The organism is Marininema halotolerans, assembly GCF_900116235.1.
In the GTDB taxonomy this organism is placed as follows: domain Bacteria; phylum Bacillota; class Bacilli; order Thermoactinomycetales; family DSM-45169; genus Marininema; species Marininema halotolerans.
On the sequence record NZ_FPAA01000002.1, the window covers coordinates 195,967 to 212,083 of the forward strand.

A 16,117-nucleotide genomic window follows, 5' to 3' on the forward strand; every position below is an offset into this window, starting at 1 on the left:
GGAACTTATCCTCTCGTTGCTATCCGTTGAAGATAACCATCCATTTCGTTAATCACAATACAGTGGATGAGGATCATTGTTCCTGCCACATATCCTGCCACAACATCGGTCAGATAATGTGCCCCAAGATAGATACGACTCCAGCCAATTAATAAGATGAGGAGGAGACACGTTCCAGCAACCATCGCCTTGATTCGATAAGAAAGGGTACTTTTCATGGTTACATAGAGTATCAGTCCAAAAAACGAAAGGGCTCCCATCGTATGTCCACTTGGAAAGCTATACCCCTGAACTTCGATCAATGATGGTGTCGGACGTGTACGCTCGTAAACATCCTTCAACACCGTGTTTACCACTGAGGTACCCAGCATTCCCATCGCAAACAGCATGGCGAAGCGAAATTGCCGACGAATGAAGAAGAATCCAATGATGAGTACCGTACCCGTTAACAACCACGGAACGGATCCCAACTCTGTAATATCTTTCATCATCGCCGTTAACTCTGGCGAAGCGATTTGCTTGGCCTCGTCAATCCATATCTTGTCGATACCCCATGCTTCCCGCTCCTGTACCTCTTCGGCTACTTTCAAAAAACGGTTCATCCCTATAACAGTTAAAGAAAGCGTCAAAATGTAGAAAACAATGAGGAGCCAAGGTCCATTCTTTTTGTTTCGGATGTTCACTTGCATCCCCCCAATTGGGACACCTTGTTTCACTTCATATTTTTTCAATACCCGCTTGCATTTAAAAATAGACATCAACCCGTTATCCGCTCAACATAGAATCGTCCCAGATCCGTTCTATCTTTGCTTGTTTTGGGGTAAGCGTTACTTTAAACACGTCCGGATTACTCATTTGTTGCCATTCTGTATATCCGTAGAGCCTATTAAAGTAGGAAAGAAGCACAGTGGTGATCCCTCCATGTCCGACAATAACTGCTCGATCCCAACCTTGTTCCAAAAAGTCAGTCAAAGCTGCGACTCCTCGATTCATCGCCTCTTGATTGGATTCACCCCCTGGCAAGCGACAATTAAAGTCTTCATAGGACTCTCGTAAGCGATCAAGCCAGTCGCCTCGTAATTCCGCTGCCAATACTCTTTCTGTCAAACGTTCATCAGTTTGAATGGGTAGACCCAGACGTTGAGCTAAGGGGGTTGCTGTGTCCATCGTCCGCCTCCAGGGACTCGCGAGAATCGCTTTGGGGTTAAAGGAGGCTAAAAATGCCCCTAATTTCTTCGCTTGCTCCCGTCCTTGTGCAGTTAAAGTAGCTTCTGCTGCTTGGTCGGTTGCTTGACAGTGACGTACAAGAAAAAGGGTCACTTCTTTCGTTACTGGAAACTTGAAGTCTTCATGGACTAGATGATGGGTGCATCCGATGCGATGGATTTTCCAGCCGGTATATGTATCGTAGATCAGATGTGTCACCGATGTATTGTCAATCTTGGTAAGACCCGGCCCATGTGCCCCCTCACTGATTGCGTGAAGAACCGTATTAATCCCCCCACCATGACTCACTACAGCGATCGCTTCACCCGGGTGTTTTTTTGCTAACGCCTCTAACCGATGGAGCATGCGCTGTTGCGTGGAGGCAGTTCCTTCCACGCCAAATTCATCCCCGTGTTGCCACACCCTCTCCCAGGCATCGGGGTAGTTTTCCTTAATCTCTGATATTAACTTCCCTTCCCATTCTCCCATTTTCCGCTCTCTTAAATCGTTAAACGTCTGAACAAAAAGAGAACTTCCTTCAGCGATGGGAACGGCGGTTTCTATGGCTCGGTCAAGATCACTTGCATAGACACCCTGTAGCCTTTTCCCTAAAAACCGCTTCCCTAGCCGTTGGGCCTGTTCTTTACCTACAGAAGAAAGGGGCATATTCAGATGCCCCTGAAGCCGTTTCTCTTGATTCCACTTGGTTTCACCATGACGGATTAAGTATACGTGCGTCTCCATATCGAATGCTCTTCCACCTTCCATCTTTTATTGATGTACATGGATCCCAAGGCTTAATTCCCGATATCCGCCGAACCTGCTGGTTTAAGCTCCCAATTGCCTTCTTTATTTTTATTGGCTAGAAACACTGCTGTATTGGGAGTCAGCCCCTTCGATATCGGGTCAAAGTCTCCCTTATTCCGGTGATGTTTAACAGTACGCACAACCTCATCCCCTTTGACAAAAACGAGGTATTTGTATTGATCGTCATCCATCCCACTGCTTAGTCCCTCCCATTCAAAGCCCAAACATTTATTCATTGCCTTCTTTGTAGTATAAGGAGGAAAGATATATAGCCTGTCCCATTTAAAATTACTCGCCACGTAACTCATCCGCAAAAGTCCATTTCCTGTGGCGCCCCCGTCACTATCGATGACCTTTTTCACACCCGCGTTGATATCATCTTCTAAGCTTGGTTGTGGCGTACAGGCTGATAAGACCAATAAGCTAGCTACAATAAAAAATAAAACGCGCTGCCACTTCATCATGGTGTAACCCTCCTTTCCCTTATTATACAAAAGAAAAATGAAAAACGCCTGGGACAGTCCCTAGGCGTTATCCCCCTTTTATAACTTCGTTAAGATCTCATAGCCCTCTTCCGTTACTGCAATGGTATGTTCATACTGAACACATAGGGATCCATCCACCGTCCGTGCGGTCCAACCATCTGCATCCACCCGTGCCCGCCAATTTCCTGCGGTAATCATCGGCTCTACTGCTAACACCATACCCGCCTGAATCTTAGGTCCGGTATGCGGAAGACCGAAATGAGGGATCGGTGGTTCTTCCCACAAGTTCTGTCCAACCGCGTGCCCTGTAAACTCTCGTACGACTCCATACCCTTCTGCCTCTGCATAGGATTGAATCGCCCACCCAATATCACCAATTCGATTTTCTGGACGAATCTGTTCGATTCCACGGTGTAGACTTTCGAGACCCACTTTTAACAATCGATCCACTTCAGGTGCTACCTCTCCAATGGTATAGGTCCAGCCAGAATCTCCATGATAGCCTTGATATTGTGCACCGACATCTAATGTCACGATATCTCCTTCTTCTAAAGGAACTTCTGTCGGAAAGCCATGACAAATCACATCATTAATCGCTACACAGATGGATCCAGGGAAACCATGATGACCTTTAAAACTCGGCTTTGCCCCCCGTTTGAGTATCCAATCCTCGACCAAGCGATCCAATTGCTTCGTCTGAACACCCGGTCGTATGTTTTCTGCCAATAAAGCATGACACTCCGCGACAATCTTACCGGCTTCCCTCATCAAAGCCAGTTCTTTCGTTGAACGAATGGTTGTCATCTGCCCACCTCCTTGAATGATTCGCAAATCGACCCCTCTTGACTATATGTACACACAACCCCTTACAGACATTGGGGTTATTAATTCCCCAGAAGTCCCCTTGATGCTTCACCCCTCCTTTGCCCAACACACTTGGTCAATCATGAAAAAAGGAAGCGTTAAAACGCCCCCTTTTATCAAAGGCAACTCTTCTCTATCCCCTATAAAATGCGAACCGTTTCGCTAACTATTCCATACTTATCCGGCTTGCTTTCTTAATTTTAACACACGGTAAAAGGCAGGCAGATCCCCATGCTTAAAGACCATCAAACCAGGCGTGATATTCACCTCGTAAATCCAAATATGCCCCTTTGCATCAATGCCAAGATCGACACCAAACTCTCTCCATTTAGGAAAGGATCGACCGATGGTACGAGCCGCCCCTACGCAGACGGATTCGATATTCTTCATCATTCGATGTCTTTCCATCGCATGATAACCTAACCCACGCTCTAAGATCTCATCGACTGAAACCGGTGTACCCCCACTATGGCGATTTGTGACAATCCGGCTCTTCGTTGCAACCTTTGCCACAGCCCCAGCCATTTGCCATTTGCCATTAATTCGAACAAGATGTACACGAATATCAAAGAAATTTCCATCCTTCGTCAGACTCGCGATCCCTTGTTGTACAATATAACGGCGTTTGATCTGGACACGACGAATTTGCCCCAAAACAGCGGAAGTACTTGAATGGAAGCTAGACCCTCCTTCTCGCGTACGTACCCGATAGTGTTTTGCCCCCAGGCGATCCACTCGAATGATCCCCCTTCCTCTTGCACAATCGTTGGGCTTCACATATACGCTAGGATATTGATTCAGCATGTGGGTCAAACTGTTTAATTCCAACCACTTCGTTGCCGGAACATGAGCGGATGTTAATGCATTTTTCTTTAATAACATGACATTACCGATTTTACTAATTACACTTGCCATAAAAACTCCCCCGTCTCATTCTTGTATAACAAGCCCATCTACTCTCATACTCCCCATGCAAATCTGTCAGCTACCCCAAGCTTCCATTGTAGGGGAAGCAAGATTTCTCCCTGTCGTTACAAACAGACTATTCGATGGAGTTGACGCATGAGATGTCATGGCTTAAATTTAAAAAGCAAAATTGATAAACAAGGAGACAACCATGCGACTGCGACGGAATCCTGAGGCAAAACAGATGATCTTAAACCACCCACAAGTCGTGTTAGATCCTACCCAATTACGTGGATCTTGGCGCTCCCTCTTTGGTAACGATCATCCCCTTTATTTAGAACTCGGTACAGGTAAAGGGCAGTTTCTCTCCCGTGCTCATAACCAATATCCAGACATTAACTGGATTGGAGTCGAACGAATTGAAGAAGTTCTGCTCCAGGCCTTGCAAAAAAGCAACCCCCTTGAACACCCTCCATCCTCTATTCACAATCTCCGCTTTTTATGGATGGATGTTAAGGATCTCGGCGAAGCGTTTGACCCTGGGGAAGTGGACCGCATTCACCTGCATTTTAGCGACCCGTGGCCAAAGAAACGCCATCAGAAGCGGCGCCTTACCTATCGAAGCTTCCTAGCCATTTACCGACAGGTATTAAAGCAGGATGGGTACTTACAATTAAAGACGGACAACGAACATTTATTCGACTTCTCACTTGAAGAACTACCGAACCATGGATTTCACATTGTAGAACAGACACGGGATCTTTATGAAACACCCCTTGTGAAGGAAAATATCCCGACGGAGTACGAAGAGAAATTTACGGCCCAAGGAATGCCGATATATTTCCTCCGTGCACAACCTCGTTGATCGATAACGCTTGGTTGACTTTTTTTGTATGTCCGATATAATATAGTTTTGTATGACTCAACGTGTTCCTTTCTAGGGGAACCCGAGGATAGCTCAGCAACGAACGGTGATGGAATCACCCTCACTGGTCAGCCTTGCAACGATTTTTTTTTGCAAGTGCCCCACTTTTCGTCGCTATCCGGAAAGTGAAGGCAATCCGAGCCGACCAGCCATACCCGGTTGTTTGCATCAGTACGCAAATTGAAAGGAGCCAATTCACATGGCACGTTACACAGGACCTCGTTGGAAATTGAGCCGTCGCCTGGGGATCTCTCTCTCCGGTACCGGTAAAGAACTCAAACGCCCTTACCCACCAGGGCAACATGGTGCTAACCAACGCCGTAAGCTTTCTGAGTATGGTATTCAGTTGCAAGAAAAACAAAAGCTTCGCTTTATGTACGGTTTGAATGAAAAACAATTCCGTACCCTCTTTAATAAAGCTGGCAAAATGAAAGGGATTCATGGGGAAAACTTCATGAAGTTGCTCGAATCCCGTCTTGACAACCTTGTTTACCGTCTTGGTTTTGCTCGTACTCGCTCTCAAGCGCGTCAGTTGGTCGTTCACGGACATATCACGGTTAATGGCAAAAAGGTCGACCGTCCATCTTTCAAAGTGAGCCTTAATGATGCAATCAGCCTCCGGGAAAAAAGCCGCAATCTGACCATTGTTAAAGAAGCATTGGCAGAACGCTCCTTCCTACCTGAGTACCTGACCTTTGATGAGAACAAGATGGAAGGTACTTTCTCTCGTTTGCCAGAACGGGATGAACTACCTGCTGAAATCAACGAACGTCAAATCGTTGAATTCTACAGCCGTTAATCCTATCGGATAAAAAGCGCGTTCCTATTTAAAAAAAGCCCCCTTTGAGTAACACTTGAAGGGGGCTTTTTTTGTTTGGAAAAAGTACTCCCGTATCGACTACCTTGAACCCAAGGCACTAAAAATACGAGCGACCTTGCGGGCAAACACAAGTGGGTTGCCTTTATTGATAAAATCAAGGGTAACAATCTGTGGATCCTGGAAGAGGAATCGCCGATCCAATGTGGAAAACTTCAGACCCCCTTGCCTTCGAACGGCCTGAAGAAGGGTGTTTACTTCCCTTTCTAAAACGCCAATGGTACCTCCATTTAAAGCTATCCCATTTTTCGGACTTTCAAAACGAAAAATTGATGGAATTGCTATAATGGACTCCGTCGGCTCCCCTTGAATGGTGGTCGTAAGCGAGCGACTTCTAATGGATACACAGGTGGTACTAAAACTAATGAAGGGAGAACCACCAATAATTTGCGAAAAACGATTGCATAACAGTTGAAAAGCACGGGTGGGTTTAGGTGGCTCAAGTTTAGCTACCTGCGGTAGCACATCAAGGGCATTACGAACTTTTCGAGCAAAGGTGATGGGATTCCCCACATTTTGTAGATAGACATTGTTTAAGACAGGATTGGCTAGAATAACGTTATTTCCAATTGCAGATACCTCAATACCACCTTGTCTTTTGATCACATTTACAAATGGGGTGATCTCGCGATCACGAACCGCTACCGTTCCTAGATTGAGTGTTTGTCCAGCTTTACGAGTGGGTTCAAAGGTAAAAAAGTTGGCAAGGGGATCGTGTACCTGCACATTATCCACGGTTAAACGAAAAGTCCGACGATTAAAAACGACACACGTCCCGTTAAGTATTTGGCTATCTGCGCCAATGATATTGGCAAGACGTGTACATAGTCTTTGCACATTCCCCATATTTCCTGCTCCTTCCAAAATAACGTACCACGATAGCTTATGTACATGGGAACTGTCATGGAAGGTTGTCAAATGACTAAAAATCGCCCATTTTAATATCAATTAACAATTAATATTGTTGACTTCACCAATCAAAAGCCACCCCATTGTTGGGCGGCTTATTTTAGCGATACTTGCTGAGCATTCTTTTCAACGCTTTCTTGTTATACGTTCTAGGTCGATGACGTTGGGGGAATTTTTTTCGAAATGTTCTTCGATAGGCCACAATCCGTCGATACGCCGCTGGATCTCCTAAGAGAAAAGGGTTTAAATTAAGCCGTACATAATTGACTTCAAAGATCCATACCCTCCCTCTGGAGTCAATACCTGCATCCACTGCAAATTCAAAATCCGTTGGCATTAACCGTCCGACCTCATTTGCCGCCGCTCTTCCAGCTTGATTTAGCTGTCTCTGAATCCGTTCATGACTTTCAGGTGGGCATACCAAGTGTGAACGTATCAATGTCGAAAGCGGTACAGCTTTCCCTCCTCCAATAATGCCAGCCGTTACTCCGCCAGCAGGACCTACTCTCCCCACGATTCCTCCTACCATCCACTCATTGTTTCCTTTTAGCATATGAATTCGAACATCAAAAGGGCGTCGATTCCGCGTAACACTATCGATTCCCTGCTGTAATAAAAAGCCGTTGCGGGCTGTCCACGAAGACAGATAGTTCCACAGCGAATCAAAAGTCGCCATCCGGCTTTTACTTTTGCTCTCAACAATAAATCCATTTCCATCACGTGTAATTCGCAGCACGCCAATTCCTTGATACCCTTGGTTTGGTTTTAAATAAAGAATCGGGTACTTTTGCACCATTTGAGCTAACGCGACTCGGCTAAATTTCCTAGTTTCTGGCGTGAATTGAGCGGTCGTTGCGCGCTTTGCCAAATGATCCAAGATCGCTCTCTTGTTTCTTCGATCCTGCAGTCCCATCAGCTTCTCCCTTTCTATTCCCATACGGATGCAACAAGGTACGCACATTCTTCCTTTAAGGTGAGGGCTGTTGGTCCTATTCTGCTACGATTCAACAAAAAAAGATCGCCTCAAATGGTTGAAGCGATCCCACTTTGCTTGATTATTCACCCATCATGACCTTGGCAAATTTCCGTTTACCAACTTGGATAATCATCCCTTCAGTCACTTCGATTCGAGCATCAACATCGGTTACTTTCTCCTCAGCAACCTTAACCGCTCCTTGTTTTACCATCCGGCGGGCATCACCATTGGATGCCACCAGGTCTAATTTCGCCAACAAGGGTACAATCCATATCTTCCCATCTTCTAAATCTGTGCTTGCAATGGTTTTTGATGGGATATCTTTGGGTAACGAGCGCTCTTGAAAGACTCGCTTAAAGCCAGCCTCGGCTTCATCCGCGGCTGCATTCCCTTGATACATCGCCGTGATTCGGTGAGCTAACGCCATTTTTGCATCACGAGGATGAAGCGTGGACTCGGCTAGACCTTTTTTCACTGCCGCCAATTGATCGAGGGGAAAATTAGTCACCAACTCATAGTATTTCACCATTAACTCATCGGGAATCGACATTGCCTTTCCGTAGATCTCCGCTGCGGGCTCCTGGATCCCAATGTAGTTACCAAGGCTTTTGGACATTTTTTTCACTCCGTCCAGCCCTTCAATCAACGGCATGGTTAAGATCACCTGTTCCTCTTGCCCATAGTGGGGTTGAAGTTGTCTACCCATTAACAAATTAAAGGTTTGATCCGTCCCGCCGAGTTCCACATCACTTTCTAAGGCAACGGAATCGTATCCTTGCATTAAAGGATAGAAAAATTCATGAACGCTAATGGCCTGTCCACTATGATATCTTTTGGAAAAATCATCCCGCTCCAACATTCTGGCTACTGTGGTTTTTGCCGCCAAATCTACAACCGCGGTAAAGTCAAGGGGAGAGAGCCACTTACTATTAAAGTGGATTTCGGTTTGATCCCGATCCAAAATCAAAAATAACTGGTCCGCATAGCTTTGGGCATTTTCCTTTACTTCGTCTTCAGTCAATTGTCTTCGCGTCTCAGACTTCCCTGTCGGATCCCCAATGCGGCCAGTAAAGTCCCCAATAACCAATTGCACGAGATGCCCCAGGTCTTGAAATTGGCGTAATTTATTAAGCACCACGGTATGGCCTAGATGAATATCGGGAGCCGACGGATCCAGTCCTAATTTTACCTTTAAGGGCTTTCTCGTTGTCACTGACCGAATCAATTTTTTCTCTAAATCCGCCGCAGGTAAAATTTCTGCTACGCCACGTTGGAGTATCGCGAGTTGCCGCTCCACTTCTTGTTTCACTTCTGGACTCAATTCCTTATCCATATCCGTCACCATCCTACCCATCACTTTTTTTTGTTAAAAGAGCACTTTATTCCATAAAATAACCCCGTCCCAAAAATAAGGGACGGGGTTTATCGATTACCCGCGGTACCACCCTTGTTGAAGGCTTCATGCCTCCCACTTCTCAGCATAACGGGAAAGGGTTCCCGCCATCTATCCCATTGAGATAAACGGAGCTCACAGGCTGTATTTCGTTAGATGGGAGTTCACTGGTTTGCACCAACCACCAGCTCTCTTCAGACACTCTCCATTAACTACTGTTACCTGATCTTCGCTAATCCTATTTCATTCTTGTTTTCCTGCTGTTTTCATATTAACCGAGAAAGTGAGGCTGATCAAGCTATGGCTCATCCACCGCCACAAAATAAGGATAAATCTTCCCTACCCTATCGTATTTGGCGTGTATTTTCACGGTCAGTACTGATTCTCTCCCTACTGTTAGTCCTATTCTCCTTTGTTGGGGCTGGGAGCCTTCTTGGATACCTTGCTGTGGTTGCCAAGAAAGAACCCATCCGCACGCGACAAGAGACGGCTCAACAATTCGATAACCTCTCCCAAACCAGCCATGCCTTTTTTGCTGATGGTTCTAAGATCGGCGCACTCCGCTCCGATGCTGACCGGAGCACAATCCCTATCCAGCAGGTAAGTCCACTCTTTATTCAAGCCTTGCTTGCAACAGAAGACCGAGAATTTTACGATCACTTGGGCATTTCCCTACGTGGCATCCTCCGCGCCGCCCGCGATAATGTGTTTCAAGGGAAAATGGCAAGCGGCGGTAGCACGATCACACAACAACTTGTAAAAAACATGGTGTTACAAAATCGCGAAAAAGCGTTGCAACGAAAATTAAGAGAGATGGTGATCTCTCTACGCATGGAACGGATGTTTACGAAGAATGAAATCTTAACCTTTTATTTAAACAGTCTATATTTCGGACAGGGAGAACATCACCGTAATCTATTGGGGATACAGGCCGCCTCCAAGGAGATTTTTGGTGTAAACGCTGATCATCTCACACTCCCTCAAGCCGCTTACCTTGCAGGGATGATTCAACGCCCCTCTGCTTATAACCCCTATCATTCTGATACCCTTGCTGCGGGTGAACGACGGATGAAGAAAGTTCTTCGGTCAATGGTAAGCACCGGTGTCATTCAACCTTCGGTTTATGATCAAGCCGTCGCTACCAACATTGCCCCTACACTCAATCATCCTCCCATTGAAAGCACCTTTCGCCGTCATCCCTTTTTGATGACGGCGGTGGAAGAGGAAGCTGCTAAAATCTTGATGAAACAAGATGGACTTGATGCAAAAAGTCTTTCGAAACAAGGTCGTTATCGCTCCACAATGGAGCAATATCGCAAACGTGTTTTAACAGGTGGACTCCGAATTGAAACCACCATTGATCAAAAATTGGATGCCGCGATGAATCAAGCCGCAACAAACTCACGGCTATACGCCCATCCTATTCAATACACGGCATTAATCAGCGGAAAAAAACGAACCATTAAAAATGCCCTTGAGGAAGTTGGCTCTGTTGTACTGAATACGAAGGATAATAGCATCCTTGCCTTTGTAGGTGGCCGTGATTTTACCAATGGACAAACCAATCATGCGCTATCCGCTCGTCGACAACCCGGCTCGACCATTAAACCCCTACTCGATTATGCTCCTGCACTGGAAGCCGGATTAATTACTCCAGGCACACCCCTCATGGATGAACCACTAACAACGATGAATGGGGATGGGAGTGAAAAAACCTACAAAAATTATAACAACCAATATCAGGGTCCTGTCACGGCTCGACAAGCATTGACTTGGTCACTTAACATCCCTGCACTTCAACTTTTTCGCCAGCTAGGAAAGGAGGAAGCGTTTACTCCCCTAAAAAAAATGAACTTTCCTATTAAGCCACAAGATGGAGAAGCCTCGGCTATCGGAGGGTTTACACGCGGATTTACAGTGGCAGAAATGACGGGTGGCTATGCGGCTCTTGCCCATGACGGTATATGGGAACCCCCTCACCTCATTCGTCAAATCATGGATCCTTCTGGAAACATCCTCTATCGCTATACGTCATCTCCCCAACGCATCTATTCCCATGAAGCTTCATTTCTCACAATTGATATGTTGCGGGATGTGATGCGGAAGGGGACAGGGCGTTGGGTAGGGTACCGTTCTCCCGGTTACGATCTTGCCGGTAAAACAGGAACAACACAAAATGGTCATGACCTATGGTTTATCGGGACCACGCCACAAGTCGCCCTTGGTGTATGGGTCGGATACGATATAAACCATCCTCTCACCGATGATCGACGCGCCAAGCGAGTTTGGTCTCATCTTTTTCAGGCGATGACAAAAGCACGACCCGATCTCATCACTAAAACCGCCACCTTTCCCCCACCTGATACGTTAGAGCAGGTAGAGACCTGTACATTATCGGGCCTACAGGCAACAGAAGCATGCCGGATGGCCCACGAAACCAAGAAAGATTGGGTTCGGAAAGAAGAGGCACCCACTGTAGAATGCCCTCTTCATATGCATGCAAATGTTGTCCAGATCGGGAATCAAGATTATATCGCCAATCCCCACACCCCCACCGACCTGGTACAAGAGCGCTGGGGAGCCCACTTCGCACCTGAATCTTCTGCTGCTCGCTGGTATAAAGGGAATCAAGTTCCGACAAAAATGGATCCAAGGTTGGGGGGAGAGACCCCATTTCCTCCCCATGTTCACCTTTCCCCACTCGCCTCTGGCAACATTCATCTGCAATGGAGGGAAGGCGGAGGCAATGTGGCTGGCTGGAGGATTTATGAAAAGGGGAACCTCGTAGCCAGTATCCCCAGTGGAAATTCACTCTCTTGGACAGGTCCACCTGGAGAATATACGATGACAGCAGTCGATGTAGCTGGAATGGAATCAGACCCTGCGACTGCTATTCCAAGAAAAAAATCCACTGGACAGGATCGTTCATAAATTGAATCCGTCAGCAGTGTTTCCGGTTAATGGGTAATCGTTTCTACACATAAGAAAAGACGGGCGATTGCCCGTCTTTTTATTCTTAATCCTCCATCGTGGAAAGATCGCCGGTAGGAAGGTCCAATTCCCAAGCCTTTAACACCCGACGCATAATTTTCCCTGAACGCGTCTTGGGTAGCTTATCCTTAAATTCAATCTCCCGTGGTGCAGCATGAGCTGCTAATCCTTCCTTCACAAATAGACGGATTTCTTCTTTCAATTCGTCTGATGCTTCATACCCTTTCCGTAAGGCGATAAAGGCTTTAATAATTTCGCCACGCATGGGGTCTGGCTTTCCGATCACCCCTGCTTCTGCAACAGCTGGATGTTCCACCAATTTGCTCTCTACTTCAAAAGGACCCACCCGTTCGCCAGAGGTATTGATCACATCATCGATACGCCCTTGAAACCAGAAGTACCCATCTTCATCACGATAAGCAGAATCCCCTGAAATATACCAACCTTCCACGCGAAAATACTCCTCATACTTCGCTTTATTCTTCCAGATCTTTTGCATTAATGATGGCCAGGGAGTACGGATGGCGAGGTTACCCATCTGCATGGGAGGAAGTTCCCTTCCTTCATCATCAATAATTGCCGCTTGAATACCAGGAAAGGGTTTACCCATCGAGCCCGGCTTAATTTCCATCGTTGGATAGTTTGAAATCAATATTCCACCCGTCTCAGTCATCCACCAACTATCGTGAATCCGCTGATTAAAGGCTTTCAATCCCCAGCGTACCACTTCCGGATTTAACGGCTCGCCAACACTCAGCACATGGCGCAGTTTGGATAAATCAGCTTGTTTGATGGGTTCTTCACCCGCCCCCATCAACATCCGAAAGGCTGTTGGGGCACTATACCAAACGGTCACACCATTCTTGGCAAGGGTTTGATACCAATCCTCTGGACTAAATCGCCCCCCACGAATAACGTTGGTTACCCCGTTTAACCATGGGGCAAAGATACCATAGGCGGTTCCCGTTACCCACCCTGGATCCGCTGTACACCAGTAGATGTCCTCGGATTGTAAGTCGAGCACCCATTTCCCCGTTTGATAATGTTGTAGCATGGCATTGTGTACATGGTAAACACCCTTAGGCTTTCCCGTCGATCCGGAGGTGTAGTGAATCAACATTCCATCTTCCCTGTCTACCCACTCGATCTCGAAGGAAGAAGAGGCAGCATCCATCTCTTTTTCAAAGCTGTAAAATCCATGAGCCTCATCGGCTTCGCCGCCCACTAAAATAATGTGTTTTAGGGCAGGGAGCTCGTGATGGGGAACACGTGATAATAAGTCAGGGGTCGTCACCAGTGCAATCGCTTCACTATCCACCAAACGATCCCTTACAGCCCCTTCCATAAAGGCTTCAAACAAAGGACCTGCAATGGCACCCACCTTTAAAGTACCAAGGAAACTAAAATAGAGTTCCGGCGTCCGTGGCATAAAAATAAAGACGCGTTCTCCCTTACCAATCCCCAACTTTCTGAGGACATTACCAAATTTATCGGATTGTTCCTTTACTTCACGGAAGGTATACTGATTGGTACGATCGGGATCCGAATAGAGTAATGCAGGGTGCTCTCCTCGACCCGATTCAACATGGCGATCAATTGCTTCGTGTGCGGCATTCACCTTCCCTGTCTTGTACCAAGAGAAAGCTTTTTCTCCTTCTTCCCATTGAAAAGACGCATAGGTTTGTTCGTAGGATTCCATATTATGACCGGTTGTCATGGCTTCAATGAGTTCCGTCGTTTTCATCTCGAATACCTCCTCATGCGACTGATAGAATACCCTGCGAGAAGTTGATTCCTCTTTTTTTACTGAATTCTGAATGTAAGCGAATTCATTAGGTACAAAAAATTATAACATAGACACCGATCGTGCACATCGCTCATCGGTGATTTGCCCGACTGACCAACCCCACCTATAATACAGGGTAGAACTTCTCTCGTTATAAATCCATTGTTAAGGGAGACCCATCATGCTTATCAAACAGATTATGCAAACAAACATACATAGCATTCCACCCTCAATGACCATTCGTGAAGCAAGTTTATTCGCGATCCATCAACAAAGTTCCTTTCTTCCTATTACACAAGAGAACCGTCTTATCGGTGTGATCACCGATGATGATCTTCATCAAGTGTATGCTTCCTCTTTTGAAGCAAATACCCGCTCAGATACCTTTGATAAACCCATTTCCACGATCATGACGCAACCAGTGATTACGGCTGACCCAGAAGAATGTATCGAAGATGCCGCCCATCGTCTATCAGATAACGACATTGAGTGCCTTCCCATCGTTAAAGGAGATGAACTCGTCGGTTTTCTCACCCAGAAAGACACCTTGCAAGGATTAATGGAAAGCTTTGATGTGAATCATCCCAGCCAACCAATCCATGTCATTGTGGAAGACAAAATTGGGATCATGGCAAAAGTCTCTAAAATCTTTGGTGACCACCGTGTCAATATCCATAGCCTCCTTATTAAACATGAGGAAAATAAGCGTTTGCGTCTGATTTATCGTGTACAAGCAATGGATTTACGTGGGTTAATTCAGGAAATCGAGCATGCTGGTCATCAGGTTCTTTGGCCACGAACGGACGTAAAGCTGGGGGAGACCATTGATGAATAATCAAGCCGTAATGATCACCAGTGATGATTTTCTAAAGTATCGTTTTAGTGATACGCATCCATTTAATAACCAACGGTTAGAATTGACCTTGGATATGATTCGTTCCTTCGGCTTATTAAATGAATCAGACATTATCCCCCCTCGTATGGCAACGGACGAGGAATTAGCTCTCGCCCACGATCCTACCTTTATCGATGTCATCAAACATGCTAATAGTAAAAAACGCCCCCAAGAAGAACTCGAAGAGTACGGCCTTTGCACCCAGGATAATCCCGTATTCCCTGGCATGCATGAAGCAGCTGCTCTCGTTGTGGGGGGAACGCTTACTGCCGCCGAAGCAGTCATGTCCGGACGAGCCAATCACGCCCTCAATCTTTCAGGTGGCCTCCATCATGGGTTTAAAGATCGTGTATCTGGTTTTTGCATTTATAATGATGCCTCTGTCGCGATTGCATGGCTACGAAAGCACTATGATGCCCGAGTGATGTATATCGATACGGATGCTCATCATGGAGATGGCGTGCAATGGTCCTTTTATGATGATCCGAATGTCATGTCGCTTTCTATTCATGAGACTGGACGTTGCCTTTTCCCTGGTACAGGCAATGTATATGAGCGTGGAAAAAAAGCCGGACTCGGTACCACTGTCAACATTCCACTGGAGGCATTTACGGAAAATGACTCCTTCATGGACACGCTCCATCGTGTACTTCCAACAGTCACCCGCTCTTTTCAACCCGACATTATCATCTCACAAAATGGCTGTGATGCTCACCGATACGATCCACTTACCCATCTGGCTGCTACCATGGATATCTATCAAGAAATCCCACGACTCATTCATGAACTTGCCCATGAATATTGTCAAGGTCGTTTAGTCGCTGTGGGTGGAGGGGGATACGATATTTGGCGTGTTGTTCCTCGTGCTTGGACATACCTATGGGCTGAACTCTCCCATCAACCTCTCGGAGAAGCCGATATTCCACAGGAATGGTTTGATCGCTGGGGAGACATCGGTCCAGATGACCTTCCTACCACCCTTCACGATCAAAACCGTCGTTTTCGACCCATACCGAACCGTGATGAGATCAGCAAAAAAAATTCCCTCATCGTTGACCAAGCGCTGCAATATTTCCCTTGAATCTCTTAGCATAACT

At 46.2% G+C, this 16,117-nt stretch carries 14 protein-coding genes and 1 other annotated feature; of the genes, 5 read left to right on the forward strand and 9 right to left on the reverse strand.

Annotated elements, in window-relative coordinates:
* Positions 1-5: 5 nt before the first annotated feature.
* From CHX35_RS03255 to CHX35_RS03275, 5 genes are all read right to left on the reverse strand, one after another.
* Complete coding sequence (locus CHX35_RS03255) at positions 6-683, reverse strand: phosphatase PAP2 family protein (protein WP_176391855.1); 678 nt, start codon at positions 681-683, stop codon at positions 6-8.
* A gap of 82 nt (positions 684-765) precedes the next feature.
* Complete coding sequence (locus CHX35_RS03260) at positions 766-1,950, reverse strand: 2-carboxy-D-arabinitol-1-phosphatase (protein ID WP_176391856.1); 1,185 nt, start codon at positions 1,948-1,950, stop codon at positions 766-768.
* Positions 1,951-2,003: 53 nt separating this feature from the next.
* Positions 2,004-2,477, reverse strand: coding sequence for a hypothetical protein (locus CHX35_RS03265; protein ID WP_091833864.1), 474 nt, complete (start codon positions 2,475-2,477; stop codon positions 2,004-2,006).
* Positions 2,478-2,555: 78 nt separating this feature from the next.
* Positions 2,556-3,302, reverse strand: a complete 747-nt coding sequence (gene map / locus CHX35_RS03270) for a type I methionyl aminopeptidase (RefSeq protein ID WP_091833867.1) — start codon at positions 3,300-3,302, stop codon at positions 2,556-2,558.
* Positions 3,303-3,539: 237 nt separating this feature from the next.
* Positions 3,540-4,277 (reverse strand): YheC/YheD family protein, encoded by a 738-nt coding sequence (locus CHX35_RS03275; protein WP_091833869.1) that lies wholly within the window; start codon positions 4,275-4,277, stop codon positions 3,540-3,542.
* 202 nt (positions 4,278-4,479) lie between these two features.
* Between CHX35_RS03275 and trmB the strand changes: the two genes are divergently transcribed.
* Entirely contained in the window at positions 4,480-5,133 is a 654-nt protein-coding gene (gene trmB / locus CHX35_RS03280) for a tRNA (guanosine(46)-N7)-methyltransferase TrmB (protein WP_091833872.1), read from the forward strand.
* 259 nt (positions 5,134-5,392) lie between these two features.
* Entirely contained in the window at positions 5,393-5,992 is a 600-nt protein-coding gene (gene rpsD / locus CHX35_RS03285) for a 30S ribosomal protein S4 (RefSeq protein WP_091833875.1), read from the forward strand.
* A gap of 99 nt (positions 5,993-6,091) precedes the next feature.
* On the opposite strand, the gene CHX35_RS03290 is transcribed toward rpsD, so the two are convergent.
* The 3 genes from CHX35_RS03290 to tyrS form a co-directional block, all read right to left on the reverse strand.
* Positions 6,092-6,916, reverse strand: a complete 825-nt coding sequence (locus CHX35_RS03290) for a DUF1259 domain-containing protein (protein ID WP_091833879.1) — start codon at positions 6,914-6,916, stop codon at positions 6,092-6,094.
* A 163-nt stretch (positions 6,917-7,079) separates the two neighbouring features.
* Positions 7,080-7,892 carry a YheC/YheD family protein gene (locus CHX35_RS03295; RefSeq protein WP_176391857.1) on the reverse strand — a complete coding sequence of 271 codons (813 nt, stop codon included), beginning with the start codon at positions 7,890-7,892 and terminating at the stop codon, positions 7,080-7,082.
* Positions 7,893-8,034: 142 nt separating this feature from the next.
* On the reverse strand, positions 8,035-9,288 hold the full coding sequence (tyrS, locus tag CHX35_RS03300; RefSeq protein ID WP_091833885.1) for a tyrosine--tRNA ligase: 1,254 nt from the start codon (positions 9,286-9,288) through the stop codon (positions 8,035-8,037).
* A 75-nt stretch (positions 9,289-9,363) separates the two neighbouring features.
* Positions 9,364-9,587 (reverse strand) — a binding site (T-box leader).
* Between the two features lie 61 nt (positions 9,588-9,648).
* On the opposite strand from tyrS, the gene CHX35_RS03305 reads away from it, so the two are divergent.
* On the forward strand, positions 9,649-12,279 hold the full coding sequence (locus tag CHX35_RS03305; RefSeq protein ID WP_176391858.1) for a transglycosylase domain-containing protein: 2,631 nt from the start codon (positions 9,649-9,651) through the stop codon (positions 12,277-12,279).
* A gap of 85 nt (positions 12,280-12,364) precedes the next feature.
* Here CHX35_RS03305 and acsA read toward each other — a convergent pair whose 3' ends face one another.
* The gene (gene acsA, locus CHX35_RS03310; RefSeq protein ID WP_091833891.1) at positions 12,365-14,083 is read right to left on the reverse strand and encodes an acetate--CoA ligase; all 1,719 of its coding nucleotides are present in this window, start codon (positions 14,081-14,083) and stop codon (positions 12,365-12,367) included.
* Positions 14,084-14,306: 223 nt separating this feature from the next.
* Here acsA and CHX35_RS03315 point away from each other — a divergent pair, with 223 nt between their 5' ends.
* Positions 14,307-14,960 (forward strand): CBS domain-containing protein, encoded by a 654-nt coding sequence (locus tag CHX35_RS03315; RefSeq protein WP_091833894.1) that lies wholly within the window; start codon positions 14,307-14,309, stop codon positions 14,958-14,960.
* Entirely contained in the window at positions 14,953-16,101 is a 1,149-nt protein-coding gene (locus CHX35_RS03320) for an acetoin utilization protein AcuC (RefSeq protein WP_091833897.1), read from the forward strand. Before CHX35_RS03315 ends, CHX35_RS03320 begins: the two co-directional genes overlap by 8 nt.
* Positions 16,102-16,117: the final 16 nt, after the last annotated feature.